The 14,552-nt window shown below is 66.7% G+C and carries 12 protein-coding genes and 2 tRNA genes; 3 read left to right on the top strand and 11 right to left on the bottom strand.

Annotated features, from left to right (window positions below; all coding sequences use genetic code 11):
- Positions 1-9 precede the first annotated feature (9 nt).
- From mfd to NMD1_RS16610, 3 genes are all read right to left on the bottom strand, one after another.
- Positions 10-3,519, bottom strand: coding sequence for a transcription-repair coupling factor (gene mfd, locus NMD1_RS16620; RefSeq protein ID WP_125955683.1), 3,510 nt, complete (start codon positions 3,517-3,519; stop codon positions 10-12).
- Between the two features lie 31 nt (positions 3,520-3,550).
- Entirely contained in the window at positions 3,551-3,817 is a 267-nt protein-coding gene (locus NMD1_RS16615) for a succinate dehydrogenase assembly factor 2 (RefSeq protein WP_124807322.1), read from the bottom strand.
- 201 nt (positions 3,818-4,018) lie between these two features.
- On the bottom strand, positions 4,019-4,423 hold the full coding sequence (locus tag NMD1_RS16610; RefSeq protein WP_124807323.1) for a host attachment protein: 405 nt from the start codon (positions 4,421-4,423) through the stop codon (positions 4,019-4,021).
- A 166-nt stretch (positions 4,424-4,589) separates the two neighbouring features.
- Between NMD1_RS16610 and recG the strand changes: the two genes are divergently transcribed.
- Positions 4,590-6,647, top strand: a complete 2,058-nt coding sequence (gene recG / locus NMD1_RS16605) for an ATP-dependent DNA helicase RecG (protein WP_125955840.1) — start codon at positions 4,590-4,592, stop codon at positions 6,645-6,647.
- Positions 6,648-6,719: 72 nt separating this feature from the next.
- On the opposite strand, the gene NMD1_RS16600 is transcribed toward recG, so the two are convergent.
- From NMD1_RS16600 to thyA, 4 genes are all read right to left on the bottom strand, one after another.
- Positions 6,720-6,796: transfer RNA gene (locus tag NMD1_RS16600), tRNA-Asp, on the bottom strand.
- Positions 6,797-6,930: 134 nt separating this feature from the next.
- The gene (locus tag NMD1_RS16595; RefSeq protein ID WP_233497749.1) at positions 6,931-8,094 is read right to left on the bottom strand and encodes an alpha-ketoacid dehydrogenase subunit beta; all 1,164 of its coding nucleotides are present in this window, start codon (positions 8,092-8,094) and stop codon (positions 6,931-6,933) included.
- A gap of 8 nt (positions 8,095-8,102) precedes the next feature.
- The gene (locus NMD1_RS16590) at positions 8,103-9,434 is read right to left on the bottom strand and encodes a 3-methyl-2-oxobutanoate dehydrogenase (2-methylpropanoyl-transferring) subunit alpha (protein ID WP_125955681.1); all 1,332 of its coding nucleotides are present in this window, start codon (positions 9,432-9,434) and stop codon (positions 8,103-8,105) included.
- Positions 9,435-9,577: 143 nt separating this feature from the next.
- Positions 9,578-10,543: a thymidylate synthase gene (thyA, locus tag NMD1_RS16585; RefSeq protein WP_125955679.1), complete on the bottom strand. Its 966-nt coding sequence runs from the start codon at positions 10,541-10,543 to the stop codon at positions 9,578-9,580.
- Positions 10,544-10,702: 159 nt separating this feature from the next.
- On the opposite strand from thyA, the gene NMD1_RS16580 reads away from it, so the two are divergent.
- Positions 10,703-10,779 (top strand) — tRNA-Pro (locus tag NMD1_RS16580).
- 49 nt (positions 10,780-10,828) lie between these two features.
- Here the strand turns inward: NMD1_RS16580 and NMD1_RS16575 are convergent.
- From NMD1_RS16575 to NMD1_RS16560, 4 genes are all read right to left on the bottom strand, one after another.
- Positions 10,829-11,050 carry a DUF2842 domain-containing protein gene (locus NMD1_RS16575; protein WP_124807328.1) on the bottom strand — a complete coding sequence of 74 codons (222 nt, stop codon included), beginning with the start codon at positions 11,048-11,050 and terminating at the stop codon, positions 10,829-10,831.
- On the bottom strand, positions 11,047-11,628 hold the full coding sequence (locus NMD1_RS16570; protein WP_125955676.1) for a 5-formyltetrahydrofolate cyclo-ligase: 582 nt from the start codon (positions 11,626-11,628) through the stop codon (positions 11,047-11,049). Before NMD1_RS16570 ends, NMD1_RS16575 begins: the two co-directional genes overlap by 4 nt.
- Positions 11,629-11,867: 239 nt before the next feature.
- On the bottom strand, positions 11,868-12,191 hold the full coding sequence (locus NMD1_RS16565; protein ID WP_125955673.1) for a cell division protein ZapA: 324 nt from the start codon (positions 12,189-12,191) through the stop codon (positions 11,868-11,870).
- Positions 12,188-12,403, bottom strand: coding sequence for a hypothetical protein (locus tag NMD1_RS16560; protein WP_124807331.1), 216 nt, complete (start codon positions 12,401-12,403; stop codon positions 12,188-12,190). Before NMD1_RS16560 ends, NMD1_RS16565 begins: the two co-directional genes overlap by 4 nt.
- A 175-nt stretch (positions 12,404-12,578) precedes the next feature.
- On the opposite strand from NMD1_RS16560, the gene tkt reads away from it, so the two are divergent.
- Positions 12,579-14,546: a transketolase gene (gene tkt, locus NMD1_RS16555; protein ID WP_125955671.1), complete on the top strand. Its 1,968-nt coding sequence runs from the start codon at positions 12,579-12,581 to the stop codon at positions 14,544-14,546.
- The last annotated feature ends 6 nt before the right edge of the window (positions 14,547-14,552 follow it).

Here is a 14,552-nt window from a genome sequence, read left to right as displayed (position 1 = left end):
CGCAGGGCTTCAGCCCTTCGCGGCGCGCCGGGCGATCGCGGACAGGCCCTTGGTCAGTTGCACCAGCCCGTTCAGCCGCGCTTCGGCGTTGCCCCATGCGCGCGAAATCACCAGCTTCATGTCCGGCCGCAGCTTGGCCGTGCCCTTCAGCCGTTCGACATAGGCGACAAGGCCCGCCGGATCGGGGAAGCTGTCATTGTGGAACGAGACGAGCGCGCCCTTCTGGCCGACGTCGATCTTGGCGATCTGCGCCGCGATCGCCTGCCGCTTGATCTCGATCAGCTTGAGCAGGTTCTGCGTGGGGCCAGGCAGGGGGCCGAAGCGGTCGATCATTTCGGCTGCCAGCGCTTCCACCGCGTCCGCGCCCTCGGCATCGTTCATGCGGCGATAGAGCGCCATGCGCACCGCCAGATCGGGCACGTAGTCCTCGGGGATCATGATCGGCGCATCGACCGTGATCTGCGGGGAGAGCGCCTCGCGTTCGCGCGCCAGGCCGATGTCCCCCGCCTTGGCGGCCAGGATCGCGTCTTCCAGCATCGACTGGTAGAGTTCGAAGCCCACTTCCTTGATATGGCCCGATTGCTCGTCGCCCAGCAGGTTGCCCGCGCCGCGCAGGTCCAGATCGTGGCTGGCGAGCTGGAAGCCGGCGCCGAGCGAATCGAGATCGCCCAGTACCTTCAGCCGCTTTTCCGCGACTTCGGACAGCGCCATGTCCTCGGGATAAGTGAGATAGGCATAGGCGCGCAGCTTGCCGCGCCCCACCCGGCCACGAAGCTGGTACAGCTGCGCCAGTCCGAAGCGGTCGGCGCGGTGCAAGACGATGGTGTTGGCGCTTGGAATGTCGATCCCGCTTTCGACGATGGTGGTCGAAAGCAGCACTTCGTACTTCTTTTCGTAGAACGCGCCCATCCGGTCCTCGACCTCGGTCGGGCTCATCTGGCCGTGCGCGGTGACGAAGCGGATCTCGGGCACGTTCAGCCGCAGCCACTCCTCCAGCTCGGGCATGTCGGCGATGCGCGGCACCACGATGAAGCTCTGCCCGCCGCGCTGGTGTTCGCGCATCAGCGCCTCGCGCATCACCACGTCGTCCCACGGCATCACATAGGTCCGCACGGCCAGGCGATCGACCGGCGGGGTCTGGATCGTGGACAGTTCGCGCAGGCCCGACATTGCCATCTGCAGGGTACGTGGGATGGGCGTGGCGGTCAGCGTCAGAACGTGGACGTCGGTCTTCAGCTCCTTGAGCTTTTCCTTGTGGCCCACGCCGAAGCGCTGTTCCTCGTCCACGATCACCAGGCCCAGCCGCTTGAACTGCACCTGCTTGGACAGCAGCGCGTGGGTGCCGATCACGATATCGGTCGTGCCGTCTGCCAGCCCGGCGCGGGTCTCGCGCGCTTCCTTTTCGGGAACGAGGCGCGAAAGGCGGCCGATGTTGAGCGGGAAGCCGGAAAAGCGTTCGACGAAATTGGCATAGTGCTGGCGCGCCAGCAGCGTGGTCGGCGCGATCACGGCGACCTGCTTGCCCGCCATCGCCGCGACGAAGGCGGCGCGCAGCGCGACTTCGGTCTTGCCGAAGCCCACGTCGCCGCAGACCAGCCGGTCCATCGGCTTGCCTTCCACCAGATCGCCCAGCACGTCGTCGATGGCGCGTTCCTGGTCCTCGGTCTCGTCCCACGGGAAGCGGTCGACGAAGGGACCGTAGCTGGCGGGATCGGTCGGCAACACGTCCGCCTGCCGCAGGGCGCGCGCCGCAGCGGTGGCCATCAGCTGCCCGGCCATCTCCAGAATGCGCTCGCGCATCCGCGCCTTGCGCCGCTGCCACGCCTCGCCGCCCAGCTTGTCGAGCGCGACGCCGTCGCTTTCATTGCCATAGCGCGAAAGGACGTCGAGGTTCTCGACCGGGATATAGAGCTTGTCACCGCCGGCGTAAGTGAGCTGGACGCAATCGTGCGGGCTGTCGCCCACCTTGATCGCTTCCAGCCCCTCATAGCGGCCGATGCCGTGGTCCATGTGGACCACCAGATCGCCGGGGTTGAGCGCGGACAGTTCGGCCAGGAACGCGTCGGCGTCCTTGCGCTTCTTCTTGCGGCGCACGAGCCGGTCGCCGAGAATGTCCTGCTCGGTCAGCAGCTCCAGTTCGGCGTTGGCGAAGCCCTGCTCCAGCGGCAGCACCACGGCGACGGGGCGGCCGGAGGCGGCAATGCCCAGCGCTTCCTGCCAGCTTTCCGCCAGCGCAGGCGGCGCCTTGCCGGCTTCGCCCAGCAGCGAGGCCAGACGCGCGCGCGATCCGGCGGTATAGGCGGCGATGACCGGCTTCAGCCCGCGCGTGCCCAGCGCGGCAAGGTGCTTCGCCGCCGCCTCGTAGATGTTGCCGCTCGATGCCGCGCCCGCTTGGCCAGAGCCGGCCTGCGCCCGTTCGGGCGTGAAATCGCGCGAGCTGGAAAAGCCGAAATCGACGACCTGTTTCGATTCCGGCTCGGCGAAGATCGAGGTGCGGTGGACCGGCCAGCCGGCCAGCGCGCGGTCGAACTCGTCGCGCGTCAGGTACAGCGCGTCCTCGGCCAGCGGGCGATAGGTGCCGGGGCTGCGCTGGGCGCTATCGATCCGCGCCTGGTGGTAGTCGGCGATGTCGGCCAGCCGCGTTTCCGCAGCCTTGGCCGCCGCTCCGTCGATCAGCACGAGATCATCGTCGCCCAGATGATCGAACAGCGTGACCAGCCGGTCTTCGAACAGCGGCAGCCAGTGCTCCATGCCGGCCAGCCGCCGGCCCTCGCTGACCGCCTGATAGAGCGGATCGCCGGTGGCGTTGGCGCCGAACAGTTCGCGATAGCGCCCGCGAAAACGCTTGATGCTGTCCTCGTCGAGCAGCGCCTCGCTGGCCGGCAGCAGCAGATGCGTTTCCACCGGCTGCACACTGCGCTGCGTGTTCGGATCGAACAGCCGCAGCGTTTCCAGCTCGTCGCCGAAGAAATCGAGCCGCAGCCCGTGGTCGAGCCCGCTCGGGAAAATGTCGAAGATCGATCCGCGCACGGCATACTCGCCGGCATCGACGACCGTATCGGTGCGCGAATAGCCCTGCCGCTGGAGCAGCGCGATCAGGCTTTCGCGCCCGATCTCTACGCCCGGCGTCAGCAGGCGGGTGGATTCGCGGATGCGGAAGGGCGTCAGCGCGCGTTGCAGGACGGCGTTGATCGTGGTGACGATCAGCTGCGGCCCGCCGCGTTTCTGCTGCAACTTCTGCAATGCCGCCAGCCGCCGCGCGCTGACCGAGAGCGCGGGCGAGGCGCGGTCGAATGGCAGGCAGTCCCACGCCGGGTATTCGACGACTTCAAGGTCGGGCGCGAAAAAAGGTGCGCTTTCGGCGATCGCGCGCATCGCCGCGTCGTCCGGCGCGATGAACACCGCGCGGCCCTTCGCCGCGCGCGCCAGATCGCCCAGCACCAGCGGCTGCGCCCCGCGCGCGACCGAGGCGAGCGTCAGCGGAACGGTGGCGGAAAGGATGCGGTTCAGATCGGGCATGGAAGAGCAGCGGCGCTAGGGGAAGAGCGGATCAGCGCGGAATGTCGACGTAGTCGAGCTTGCGCATGGCTTCCATCATGGGGCCGGCATATTCGTCGGGAATGATCTGCGTGCCCAGCGCCCAGGCCATGATGTCCACGTCGTCCTCGTCGATCAGGCGCTCGAACAGGGCGATTTCGGTTTCGCTCCAGCTGGCGTGGAAGCGATCGAAGAAGCAGCCGATCATGTAATCGGCCTCGCGCGTGCCGCGATGCCAGGCGCGGAACTGCAGGCGGCGGAGGCGGGCGTCGTCAGTCATGATGCGGGCGGTTAGGCCATCGCCGCGCAGGACTCAAGCGCGGCGGGCGTTTTGAGCGCCGTATTCGGCCAATGCTGGAAAAGAATCCCGGCGATCGATGCATGTTCGCGCACGAAAGCACCCGGCGGCGTCCTTCCCCCATACCGCCGGGTGCCACACGGGTCCTTGCCCCCGTGATCTGGAAGGGTGCGAATGTGGGCTTCAGCGGGCGCGCAGCGCCGCCAGGATGTCGCCCGGCTGCCTGCCGATCAGGTCTTTCGACAATTCGCCCGTCAGAACCTGCCGGGTCTGGGGCGAATAGTGGTGGCGCAGTTCGCCCAGCGTGCGCGGTGCGGCGATTACCACCGCGTGTTCGATCTGACGGCTGGCGACTTTGGCGTTGAGCCATGCGGCGACAGCGGCAGCGTGGGCGTCCTCGTCCAACTGGTGGCCCGAAGGATTGCCGGAACTGGAACCGTGCCGGGTGCCGGAGCCGTGATTCTGCTCCACCAGATGCGGCACGGGCAGGGCAGTGAGTTCCGGCGCGGCCTCGTTCCCGGCGTTGCGGTAAATCTCCCATGCCTTGCCATCGGCAAGCACGATCACGGCACCATGGGGAAGCAGCATTGGTTTTCGACTCCCTTTGTTATCGGGAGTGAACAAGCGCGCGGATCGCGATCGTTTCCATGCGCTGGGTCAAAATTGCGCGGACTGGGGGCAAAAGCCGACCGGTCCGGCGGAAGGCCTGCCGCCACGCTGGCGCTCCCGCTTCACGCCGACTATGTCGGCAGCGATGCGCCCCGATCTGCTCAACCCGCTGTTTGCCGAGGCCGCCAGCCTGAAAGGCGTGGGGCCGGGGCTGGCCCGTCCGCTGGAGCGCCTCGCGCTGACGCGCGTGCGCGATATCGCCTATCACCTGCCCGATCGGTTCGTGCTGCGCCGCGCGGTCGCCAATCTCGACGAGGCGAGCGTGGGCGAACAGATCGTGGTGGCGCTGACCGTGCGCGAACACCGTGCCTCGGCCGGCCGCGGCCCCTTCCGCGTGATGGCGGAGGACGTGTTGGGCAATGTCGTCGCGCTCACCTATTTCGGCCGCTCGTCCTATACCGCGCGCAAACAGTTGCCTCCGGGCGAGACGCGCTGGATCGCGGGCCGGCTCGACCAGTTCGGGCAGACGCTGCAGATCGTCCACCCCGATCATGTCAGCGAGGAAAGCGCTGGCGCGCTCGGGCAATTGAACGAACCGGTCTATCCGCTGGCCGAAGGATTGACGCAGGGGCGGGTGCAGGCGCTGGTCCATCAGGCGATCGGCCTGCTTCCCGATCTGCCCGAATGGATCGAGCCCGGCCTGATGCAGAAGATGGACTGGCCGGCGTGGAAAGCGGCGCTGACCGAGGCGCATCGCGGCGAGAACGTCCTCGCGCGCGATCGGCTCGCCTACGACGAACTGCTCGCCAACAGCCTGGCACTGATGCTGGTGCGCGCCAGCAACCGCGAGCGCGCGGGCACGCCGCTTCAGGGCGACGGGCATTTGCGCGCCAAGCTGCACCTGCCGTTCGAGCTGACCGGCGCGCAGAAGCGGGCGATTGCCGAGATCGAATGCGATGTGGCGCAGGGCGCGCCAATGCTGCGGCTGCTGCAGGGCGATGTCGGCTCGGGCAAGACGGCGGTGGCGCTCCACGCCATGCTGATCGCGGTGGAAGCGGGCGGGCAGGCCGCACTGCTCGCCCCCACCGAAATCCTCGCGCGCCAGCATCACGCCACCTTGACGCGCATGGCCGCCGGCACCGGTGTGGAAATCGCGCTGCTGACCGGGCGCGACAAGGGCCGGGCGCGGGAATCGATCCTGATGGGGCTGATAGACGGTTCCATCCACATCTGCGTCGGCACCCATGCGATCTTTCAGGAGGCGGTCAGCTATCGCAATCTCGCGCTGGTGGTGATCGACGAACAGCACCGCTTCGGTGTTGGCCAGCGCCTGATGCTGACGCAGAAGGCGCGGCGCACGCCGCATTGCCTGGCGATGACGGCCACGCCCATTCCCCGCACGCTTACGCTGGCCCAGTATGGCGAGATGGACGTCTCGCGGCTCGATGAGATGCCGCCGGGCCGGCAGGCGATCGATACCCGCGTCGTCGCGGTCGAGCGCATGGCGGAGGTGATCGACGGGATCGGCCGCCATATCGCGAAAGGCGGCCAAGCCTATTGGGTCTGCCCGATGGTTCGCGAGCAGGAAAACGAGGATCTGGCCGCGGCCGAGGCGCGCTTCGCCCTGCTGCGCGAGCGCTTCGGAGACGATGTCGTGCTCGTCCATGGCCAGTTGCGGCCCGAAGCCAAGGACGCCGCGATGGAGCGGTTCGCCGGCGGCGCGGCGAAGCTGCTGGTGGCGACCACCGTGATCGAGGTCGGCGTCGACGTGCCCAACGCCACGCTGATGGTGATCGAGCAGGCGGAGCGCTTCGGCCTTGCCCAGTTGCACCAGTTGCGCGGGCGCGTGGGGCGGGGCAGCGAACGCTCCACCTGCCTTTTGCTGCGCGGCGATGCGCTGTCCGAAACGGGCCGCGAGCGGCTGGCGCTGATGCGCGAGACGCAGGATGGTTTCCGCCTCGCGGAGGAGGACCTGCGCCTGCGCGGCGGCGGCGAATTGCTGGGAACGCGCCAGTCGGGCGACACCCCGTTTCGTGTCGCCGATTTCGAACAGATCGCCCGCCTGCTGCCGCTGGCGCACGACGATGCGCGCCTGCTGATGGAACGCGATGGCGGCCTCGCTTCGCCGCGCGGCGAAGCGGCGCGCGTGCTACTTTACCTGTTCGAGCGCGACTGGGGCGTGCAATTGCTGCGCGGCGGATGATGGGCGCAAAACGCGAACTTGGTGGAAATTCCCAGGGAGCGGGCGGCCTATTTTCCTTCTGAATGAAGGAAATGGCGCGAGTGACGGGGCTCGAACCCGCGACCTCCGGCGTGACAGGCCGGCGCTCTAACCAACTGAGCTACACCCGCGTTCCCTTGGGAGCCGCGCCTCTATGCGAGCGGGCCGAGGCTGTCAACAGGTCTCGTCGCCAGTTTTTTTCCACAGCCGGATATCCCCTTTCGACCTGCGTCATTTCGCGCATTTAGGGCGCGTTAACCAAGCTTTAGGCGCTGCCGGCTAGCATGATCCCCGGACGGGCGCACAGGGGGTGCGCCGGGGGATAGTGATGATTTTCAGGACGGGGGCTTCGATGGTCGGGGCTGTAGCGGTCGCCGCGCCGCTGGCCGCGCAGGTTGCGCAACCGGTGCGTGCGGACGGGACCGGGGAAATAGGCCCATTCAAGGCTGTGCGGATAAGGCGTGTCGAAACCCGTCACGCGCTCGATCGGCGCCTCGAGATGATAGAAGCAGCGTTCCTGCACCAGCGCGGAGAGCTCGGCGCCAAAGCCGGAGGTGCGCGTCGCTTCGTGGACGATCAGGCACTTGCCCGTCTTGCGCACCGATTGCTCGATCGTGTCGATATCGAGCGGCACCAGCGTGCGCAGGTCGATGATCTCGGCATCGACGCCCTTTTCGCGCAGCACCGCCTCGGCCACGTGGACCATCGTGCCATAGGCCAGCACCGTCACCGCCTCACCAGGGCGTACAATGCGCGCCTTGCCGAGCGGGATCGAGTAGTACCCTTCGGGCACCGCGCTGTCGGGATGGCGGCTCCACGGCTCCACCGGCTTGTCGTAATAGCCGTTGAAGGGGCCGTTGTAGATGCGCTTCGGCTCGAAGAAGATCACCGGGTCGTTGTCCTCGATCGCGGCGATCAGCAGGCCCTTGGCATCGTGCGGGGTGCTGGGCACCACCGTCTTGATCCCGGCGACGTGGGTGAACAGCGCCTCGGGGCTCTGGCTGTGGGTCTGCCCGCCGAAGATGCCGCCACCGAAGGGCGATCGCACCGTCAGCGGGGCGATGAAGCCGCCGGCCGAGCGGTAGCGCAGCCGCGCCGCTTCCGAGACGAGCTGGTCCAGACCCGGATAGATATAGTCGGCGAACTGGATTTCCGGCACCGGGCGCAGGCCATAGGCGCCCATGCCCACGGCCACGCCGATGATCCCGCATTCGCTGATCGGCGTATCGAACACGCGCGTCTTGCCGTACTTCTTCTGCAGGCCCGCCGTCGCGCGGAACACGCCGCCGAAATAGCCGACGTCCTCGCCCATCACGACCACATCGGGATCGCGTTCCATCATCAGGTCGAGCGCGTCATTGATCGCCTCGATCATGTTCAGCCGCCGCGTCGGCGCTTCGGAAAGCGACACGGGCGCTTCCTCGATCATCGGTTCGCTCACCGGCCATTCTCCCGCCAGCTTTCGTCCGACCATTCCGGCCACTTGATCCGCCGTTCGCGGATCGCCTGCTCGCTCTGTTCCCTGAGGTGCCAGGGCAGTTCCTCGAACACGTCCTCGAACATCGTATGGAACGGGTGGTGCAAGCCGTGGCCCAGCACGCCGTTCTTTTCCGCCTCGCGCGTGGCGGCTTTGACCAGATCGACCAGTTCGCGGTCCATCGCCGCGTGCTGTTCCTCCGACCATTCGCCCAGCGCGATCAGGTGGCGCAGCAGGCGCGTGACCGGATCGCCCAGCGGCCATTCCTCGCGTTCCTGCGCGGACCGGTACTGGGTGGGATCGTCCGAGGTCGAATGCCCTTCGGCACGGTAGGTGAAATGTTCGATCAGCGTCGGGCCGGCGTTGGCACGCGCGCGGTTCGCGGCCCATTGCGTCGCGGCATAGACCGCCAGCGGATCGTTACCGTCCACGCGCAGCCCGGCGATGCCATAGCCGATGGCCCGCGCGGCAAAGGTGGTCCGTTCCGCCCCGGCAAAGCCCGAGAAGCTGGAAATGGCCCACTGGTTGTTCACGACGTTGAAGATGACCGGCGCGTTGTAAACGGCGGCGAAGGTCATCGCGGAATGGAAATCTCCCTCCGCCGTCGATCCTTCGCCGATCCAGGTGGCAGCAATCCGGGTGTCACCCTTGATCGCGCTGGCCATGGCCCAGCCCACCGCCTGCGGGTATTGCGTGGCGAGGTTGCCGGAGATCGTGAAGAACGCATGCTCCGGCGCCGAATACATGATCGGAAGCTGGCGCCCCTTCAGCTTGTCCGCGCGGTTCGAATAGATCTGGTTGATCATCTCGACCAGCGGATAACCGCGCGTAATCAGGATGCCCTGCTGGCGATAGCTGGGGAACACCATGTCATCGTGCGCCAGCGCCATCGCCGGGGCGATCGAGGTGGCCTCCTCGCCGGTACACTTCATGTAGAAGCTGGTCTTGCCCTGTCGCTGCCCGCGATACATGCGATCGTCGAACGCGCGCGTCAGCGCCATCATGCGCAGCATCCGCCGCAGCGTTTCGGCATCCAGCTTCGGGTTCCAAGGCCCCACCGCGCGGTTCTCGTCATCGAGCACGCGCACGAGGTCGAGGCACAGCGGATGCGTTTCGGACGCGGCGCAGCTTTCGTCGGGCCGGGGCTGCGCACCCGCCGGTGGAACCTTGATGTGGCTATAATCGACCGTGTCACCCGGCCGGAATTTCGGCTCGGGTACGTGTAGCGACAAGGGCGGCAGGTTGCCGTGCCCTTGGGTTCCCGTCGCCCCGGGGGCGCCCGCGTCGGTCATGCTCGCAGATCCAGCATCGATGTCTCTCCCGCACGCTTGAACGCGCGACTCGCGGTCGCGATCCGTCCGGTGCAAAATTACTCAATGATGTTATTTTATTTCAAAGCTGCGCACAAGAGAAACAAGTACGACTTCATGTCACCTCATACCGCGACCGGTGCCGCGATGTGCGCGGCGGGCTGGTAATCGCGCACCACGAAGTCCTCGATGCGGTAGTCGAAGATCGAATCCGGCCGGCGCGTGATGTCCAGCCGGGGATCGCCCGCAGGCGTCCGCGCGATCTGCGCCTCCACCAGATCGGCATGGTTGAGGTAGAGATGCACGTCACCGCCCATCCACACCAGCTCGCCCGGCTCCAGATCGCACTGCTGCGCCAGCATGCGGAGGAACAGCGCCGCGCCCCACAGGTTGAATGGCAGCCCCAGCGCCACGTCGCAACTGCGCTGGTAGAGCAGGGCGGACAAGCGGTTGCCCGAGACGTGGAACTGGTAGGTCTTGTGGCACGGCGGCAGGGCCATGGCGTCAAGCTCGGCCACGTTCCAGCCTTCGACAATATGGCGGCGGCTGCCGGGATTGCTGCGCAGGCTGCGCACCACATCGGCCACCTGGTTGACGCCCTGATCGCGCCGCCGGAACGCGCCCTGGCCGTCCGGCTCATATACCGGCCAGTCGACCCATTGCTTGCCATAGACCGGGCCGAGATCGCCCCACCGCGCGGCGAAGGCTTCGTCGGCCACGATCCGTGCGGAAAAATCGGCTCGGCTGATCGGATCACCCGTTTCGCGGCGATAACGGTCGAGCGGCCAGTCGGTCCAGATTTCCACGCCTTGCGCACAGAGCGCGCGGATGTTGGTGTCGCCGGTCAGGAACCACAGGAATTCGCGCGTGGCAGTCTTCCAGAACACGCGCTTGGTGGTCAGCAGGGGGACGCGTCCGTCCGAGAGATCGAACCGCAGTTCGGCACCGAACACCGATCGCGTGCCGATTCCGGTGCGATCCACCCGCTCGTCGCCCTGTTCCCAGATGCGGCGCATCAGGTCGAGATACTGCCATTCGTAATGCGGCGCTTCGCGCGAAGGCGGGGAATCGGAACGGAGGACGGAAGCCATGGGCCGAACCTAGGCCGCGATCGCGGCGGGCGCAAAGGGAGGCTGAATTTTGGCCGGCGGGAATGTGGAAAAACTTTTCGATTGCCCGCTTGCCACCCGTGGAACCGCCGCCTATAGGGCGCGCCTGCCTCGCAGCCGGGTGACCGGCGGCGGATCGGTCGGGGAGTAGCTCAGCCTGGTAGAGCACTGTCTTCGGGAGGCAGGGGCCGGAGGTTCGAATCCTCTCTCCCCGACCATTTCACTTCATTTTTAGCGCATGAAGCCGCTTTGCGGCGGCGCGGGGCCTCAGCCCCAGCGGCCGGTTTCCATCCAGATCAGATAGCGCCGCAGCGGCAACAGCCAGATCGTGCCCAGCACAATGTAGATCGGCGTCTGCACCAGCACCGGCAGCCTGCCGATCGGCGTCGAAAGCCCGGCCACGATCACGGCATAAACCAGCAGCGCGATGAATAGCGCCAGAATCCCCACAGGCTTGCGCCACGTCGGTTTTGTCTCGCCCGGCTTCATCGATGCTCCTCCCACGGGCCATAGAGCCGTGTCGGCGTGACCACGGCGAGCAAGGGCCGATCATGCGGTTCGCGCGGGAGGTCGTCGGCCAGCTGGCAATCCCAGGCAAGGCCGATCGCCTTCGTTCCGGGGTGCGCTTCCAGCCAGCGATCATAATGCCCGCCGCCCTGACCCAGCCGACCGCCGTCGGCGGTAAAGCCCACCAGCGGCACGAACAGGACATCAGGCACGACGATCGGCGCCGTGTCCGTGGGCTGGAGCGTGCCGTAAGGCCCCGGCTCCAGCAAATCATCGAGGTGGGGGCTGGCCCAGGCGCGAAAGCGCATGGGCGCTGCGCGCGTGGCGAAGTGGGGCAGGGCGATAGTGTGGCCGGCATCGTGGAAGAACCGGGCGTAGCCACCTGCCGGCGCCTCTTCCGCGTTGGCCATGTAGAGGCCCACGGCCTGCCCCGGCTGCACCAGATCGGCCACGGGGCGCGGCGGCCGCATCAGCAGCAGCGCGCGCACGCGCGGGTCCAGCGCGGCGACATGCGCGCGGCGCGCGGCGCGCAGTTCCTTGCGCAAGGCCGTCTTGGCCATGGCGGTTTCAGCGGGGGAAGGCGGTTGGGTCATGGACGGGATGGGGGTGACGGGTCCACCATGGGTCGGTTTCCGGGAAAATCCTCTGACGCCTCAACGTCAGGTGGGGACCATGTACCACTGGCCAGGGCCAGGGCAGGGACAGCCCCCGTGGATTGCTTATAGCCTCAGGGATGTTTCATGCGGCTCGTGCCGGGCAGATCCCGTCGCCCCTGATGTAGGGCGTCCGTGCTCCGGGCTCAAGATGGCTGTTCGATCTGCTGCGCCAGTTTTTCCACGCGCTCGGCCAGCGCCTGCACCCGCGCGACCACGCTGGCGGGTGCTTCTGCGGAAGGGACCTCCCCGGCAGGAGGAGGCGCCTTGCGGTGCTCCTCGTGCAGCTCGTCGGCCAGGAAGAGAGCGGCATAGAGCATCATGCGCGATTCGCTCTGTCCGGCGGCCGCGCCCAGCTTGCGCACGCGCTCGTCGATCATCCGCCCCAGCATTTCGAGATGCGCTTCCTCGCCCTCGGCGCAGGCGACGGTGAACGGGCGGCCCCCGATCTGGAGCGATACGTTGCTCATTTGGGAATGCCTGCCAGCAGCAGATCGAGCTGTTGCAGCTCTTCCGCCACCTTGTCCTTCAGCTTGCGATGCCGGGTTTTCAAGGCCTTCAGTTCAACGGTGGCCTCACCTTCGGCGCAAGCGGCCGTGCGCAGCGCGACGACTCCCGCTTCCAGCCGGCCCAAGGCTTGCTCGATCTGGTCGAGCGCTGCGTTCAATGCTTCGGTCGCCATGAACAAGCGCTAGCATAAATGGTTGGCGTCGCAATATATCGCGGGAATTGTTCCCCAACTGTATCATTGTGCGACCGTTCGCTTGACCTGCAACGGTCCCGTGATCAAAGAGGCCCCGCTCCGAATCATCAGGAATTCGCGCGATGGCGCGACAGGGAAGGGCCTTTTTCAAGCGATGACACGCGATCCCTCCGCGCTGGCTCCCATGGCCAACGCGATCCGTGCGCTTGCCATGGACGCGGTTCAGGCAGCCAACTCAGGCCATCCCGGTATGCCCATGGGCATGGCCGACGTCGCCACCGTGCTGTGGACGCAGTTCCTCAAGCACGATCCGTCCCAGCCAAAATGGTCAGATCGTGACCGTTTCGTGCTGTCGGCCGGCCACGGGTCGATGCTGATCTACGCGCTGCTGCACCTGACCGGGTACGAAGCGCCGACGATGGACGACATCCGCAACTTTCGGCAGATGACCAGCCCCTGCGCCGGGCACCCGGAAAACTTCCTGCTCGAAGGCGTGGAATGCACTACCGGCCCGCTGGGGCAGGGTCTGGCCATGGCCGTGGGCATGGCGATGGCCGAGCGCCATCTCAACGCCACGTTCGGCGATGACCTGGTTGATCACCGAACCTGGGTGGTGGCGGGCGATGGCTGCCTGATGGAAGGCATCAACCACGAGGCGATCGGCCTTGCCGCCACGCTGAAGCTGGGCCGTCTCAACGTGCTGTGGGACGACAACAAGATCACCATCGACGGCGATACCTCGCTGTCGACGAGCGAGGACATCCTTGCCCGCTATGCCGCCACGGGATGGCATGTCGGTTCGTGCGACGGGCACGATTTCGCCGACATCGCCCGCGCGCTGGCGGAAGCCGCTGCCGATCCGCGCCCCTCGCTGGTCGCCTGCCGCACGATCATCGGCAAGGGTGCGCCCAACAAGCAGGGCAGCCACAGCGTGCATGGCGCGGCGCTGGGTGCCGACGAAATCGCCGCCGCGCGCGAGTACCTCGGCTGGACGGCGGCGCCGTTCGAGATTCCGGCGGACATCCTCGCAAACTGGCGCGCTGCCGGCGCGGCGGGCAAGACCGCCCGCGCGGACTGGGAAGCCCGCGCCGCCAGCCATCCGCAGGCCGCCGAACTCGCCCGCCGCATGGCCGGCGAACTGCCCGCCGAGACCGGCTTCGACGCCTATATCCAGTCGCTGATCGCCAACCCGCCCAAGGTCGCGACCCGCAAGGCCAGCGAAATGGCGCTGGAAGCCCTGACGTCCGCGATTCCCGAAATGGTCGGCGGCTCGGCGGATCTGACCGGTTCGAACAACACCAAGACCAAGTCGACCGCGCCGTTCAACGCGGACAATTACGCCGGCCGCTACGTCTATTACGGCATCCGCGAATTCGGCATGGCCACCGCGATGAACGGCATGGCGCTGCATGGCGGCGTGATCCCCTATGGCGGCACATTCCTGGTGTTCTCGGACTACTGCCGTAACGCGGTGCGCCTTTCGGCGCTCCAGCATCAGCGCGTGGTCTATGTGTTCACGCACGATTCGATCGGCCTGGGCGAAGACGGCCCGACCCACCAGCCGGTCGAGCACGTCATGTCGTTGCGCATGATCCCGAACCTTCTGGTGTTCCGGCCGGCCGACGCCATCGAAACGGCGGAAGCCTGGGCGATCGCGCTGGCCAACAAGGATCGCCCCACCGTCCTCGCGCTCACCCGCCAGAACCTGCCGCCGCTGCGGTTCGATACCGAGATGAAGAGCGCGAAGGGCGCCTATCGCCTCGTTTCCGCCGAAGCCGCGCGCAAGGTCGTGCTGCTGGCAACCGGTTCGGAAGTCGCGCTTGCCAAGGACGTGGCTGCCACACTCGAAGCGCAGGGCATCGGCGCCGATGTCGTTTCGGTCCCGTGCTGGGAACTGTTCGACGAACAGGACGCCGCCTACCGCACCGACCTGCTACCGGCCGATGTGCTGAAGGTATCGATCGAGGCCGGCGTCACGCTGGGCTGGCAGAAATATGTCGGCGATGGCCTGACCATCGGCATGGACACGTTCGGCGCCTCCGCTCCGGCCGAAGTGCTGTTCGATCACTTCGGCTTTGCGGTCGACAAGATCGTTCCCAAGATTCTTTCACGAATTTCGTAATTTATC

Origin of the sequence: Novosphingobium sp. MD-1 (assembly GCF_001014975.1) — a bacterium.
Classification (GTDB): Bacteria; Pseudomonadota; Alphaproteobacteria; order Sphingomonadales; family Sphingomonadaceae; genus Novosphingobium.
Note: the sequence above shows the minus strand (reverse complement) of the source record. Positions and strands in the feature narration are given on the sequence as shown.

What these genes read in the sequence shown, in the direction of transcription:
- NMD1_RS16565 (WP_125955673.1), bottom strand. Translation starts at nt 12,191, where the DNA reads ATGAGCAACGTATCGCTCCAGATCGGGGGCCGCCCGTTCACCGTCGCC.
- NMD1_RS16590 (WP_125955681.1), bottom strand. Translation starts at nt 9,434, where the DNA reads ATGACCGACGCGGGCGCCCCCGGGGCGACGGGAACCCAAGGGCACGGC.
- recG (WP_125955840.1), top strand. Translation starts at nt 4,590, where the DNA reads ATGCGCCCCGATCTGCTCAACCCGCTGTTTGCCGAGGCCGCCAGCCTG.
- mfd (WP_125955683.1), bottom strand. Translation starts at nt 3,519, where the DNA reads ATGCCCGATCTGAACCGCATCCTTTCCGCCACCGTTCCGCTGACGCTC.
- NMD1_RS16575 (WP_124807328.1), bottom strand. Translation starts at nt 11,050, where the DNA reads ATGAAGCCGGGCGAGACAAAACCGACGTGGCGCAAGCCTGTGGGGATT.
- NMD1_RS16570 (WP_125955676.1), bottom strand. Translation starts at nt 11,628, where the DNA reads ATGGCCAAGACGGCCTTGCGCAAGGAACTGCGCGCCGCGCGCCGCGCG.
- tkt (WP_125955671.1), top strand. Translation starts at nt 12,579, where the DNA reads ATGACACGCGATCCCTCCGCGCTGGCTCCCATGGCCAACGCGATCCGT.
- NMD1_RS16610 (WP_124807323.1), bottom strand. Translation starts at nt 4,423, where the DNA reads ATGCTGCTTCCCCATGGTGCCGTGATCGTGCTTGCCGATGGCAAGGCA.
- thyA (WP_125955679.1), bottom strand. Translation starts at nt 10,543, where the DNA reads ATGGCTTCCGTCCTCCGTTCCGATTCCCCGCCTTCGCGCGAAGCGCCG.
- NMD1_RS16595 (WP_233497749.1), bottom strand. Translation starts at nt 8,094, where the DNA reads ATGATCGAGGAAGCGCCCGTGTCGCTTTCCGAAGCGCCGACGCGGCGG.
- NMD1_RS16560 (WP_124807331.1), bottom strand. Translation starts at nt 12,403, where the DNA reads ATGGCGACCGAAGCATTGAACGCAGCGCTCGACCAGATCGAGCAAGCC.
- NMD1_RS16615 (WP_124807322.1), bottom strand. Translation starts at nt 3,817, where the DNA reads ATGACTGACGACGCCCGCCTCCGCCGCCTGCAGTTCCGCGCCTGGCAT.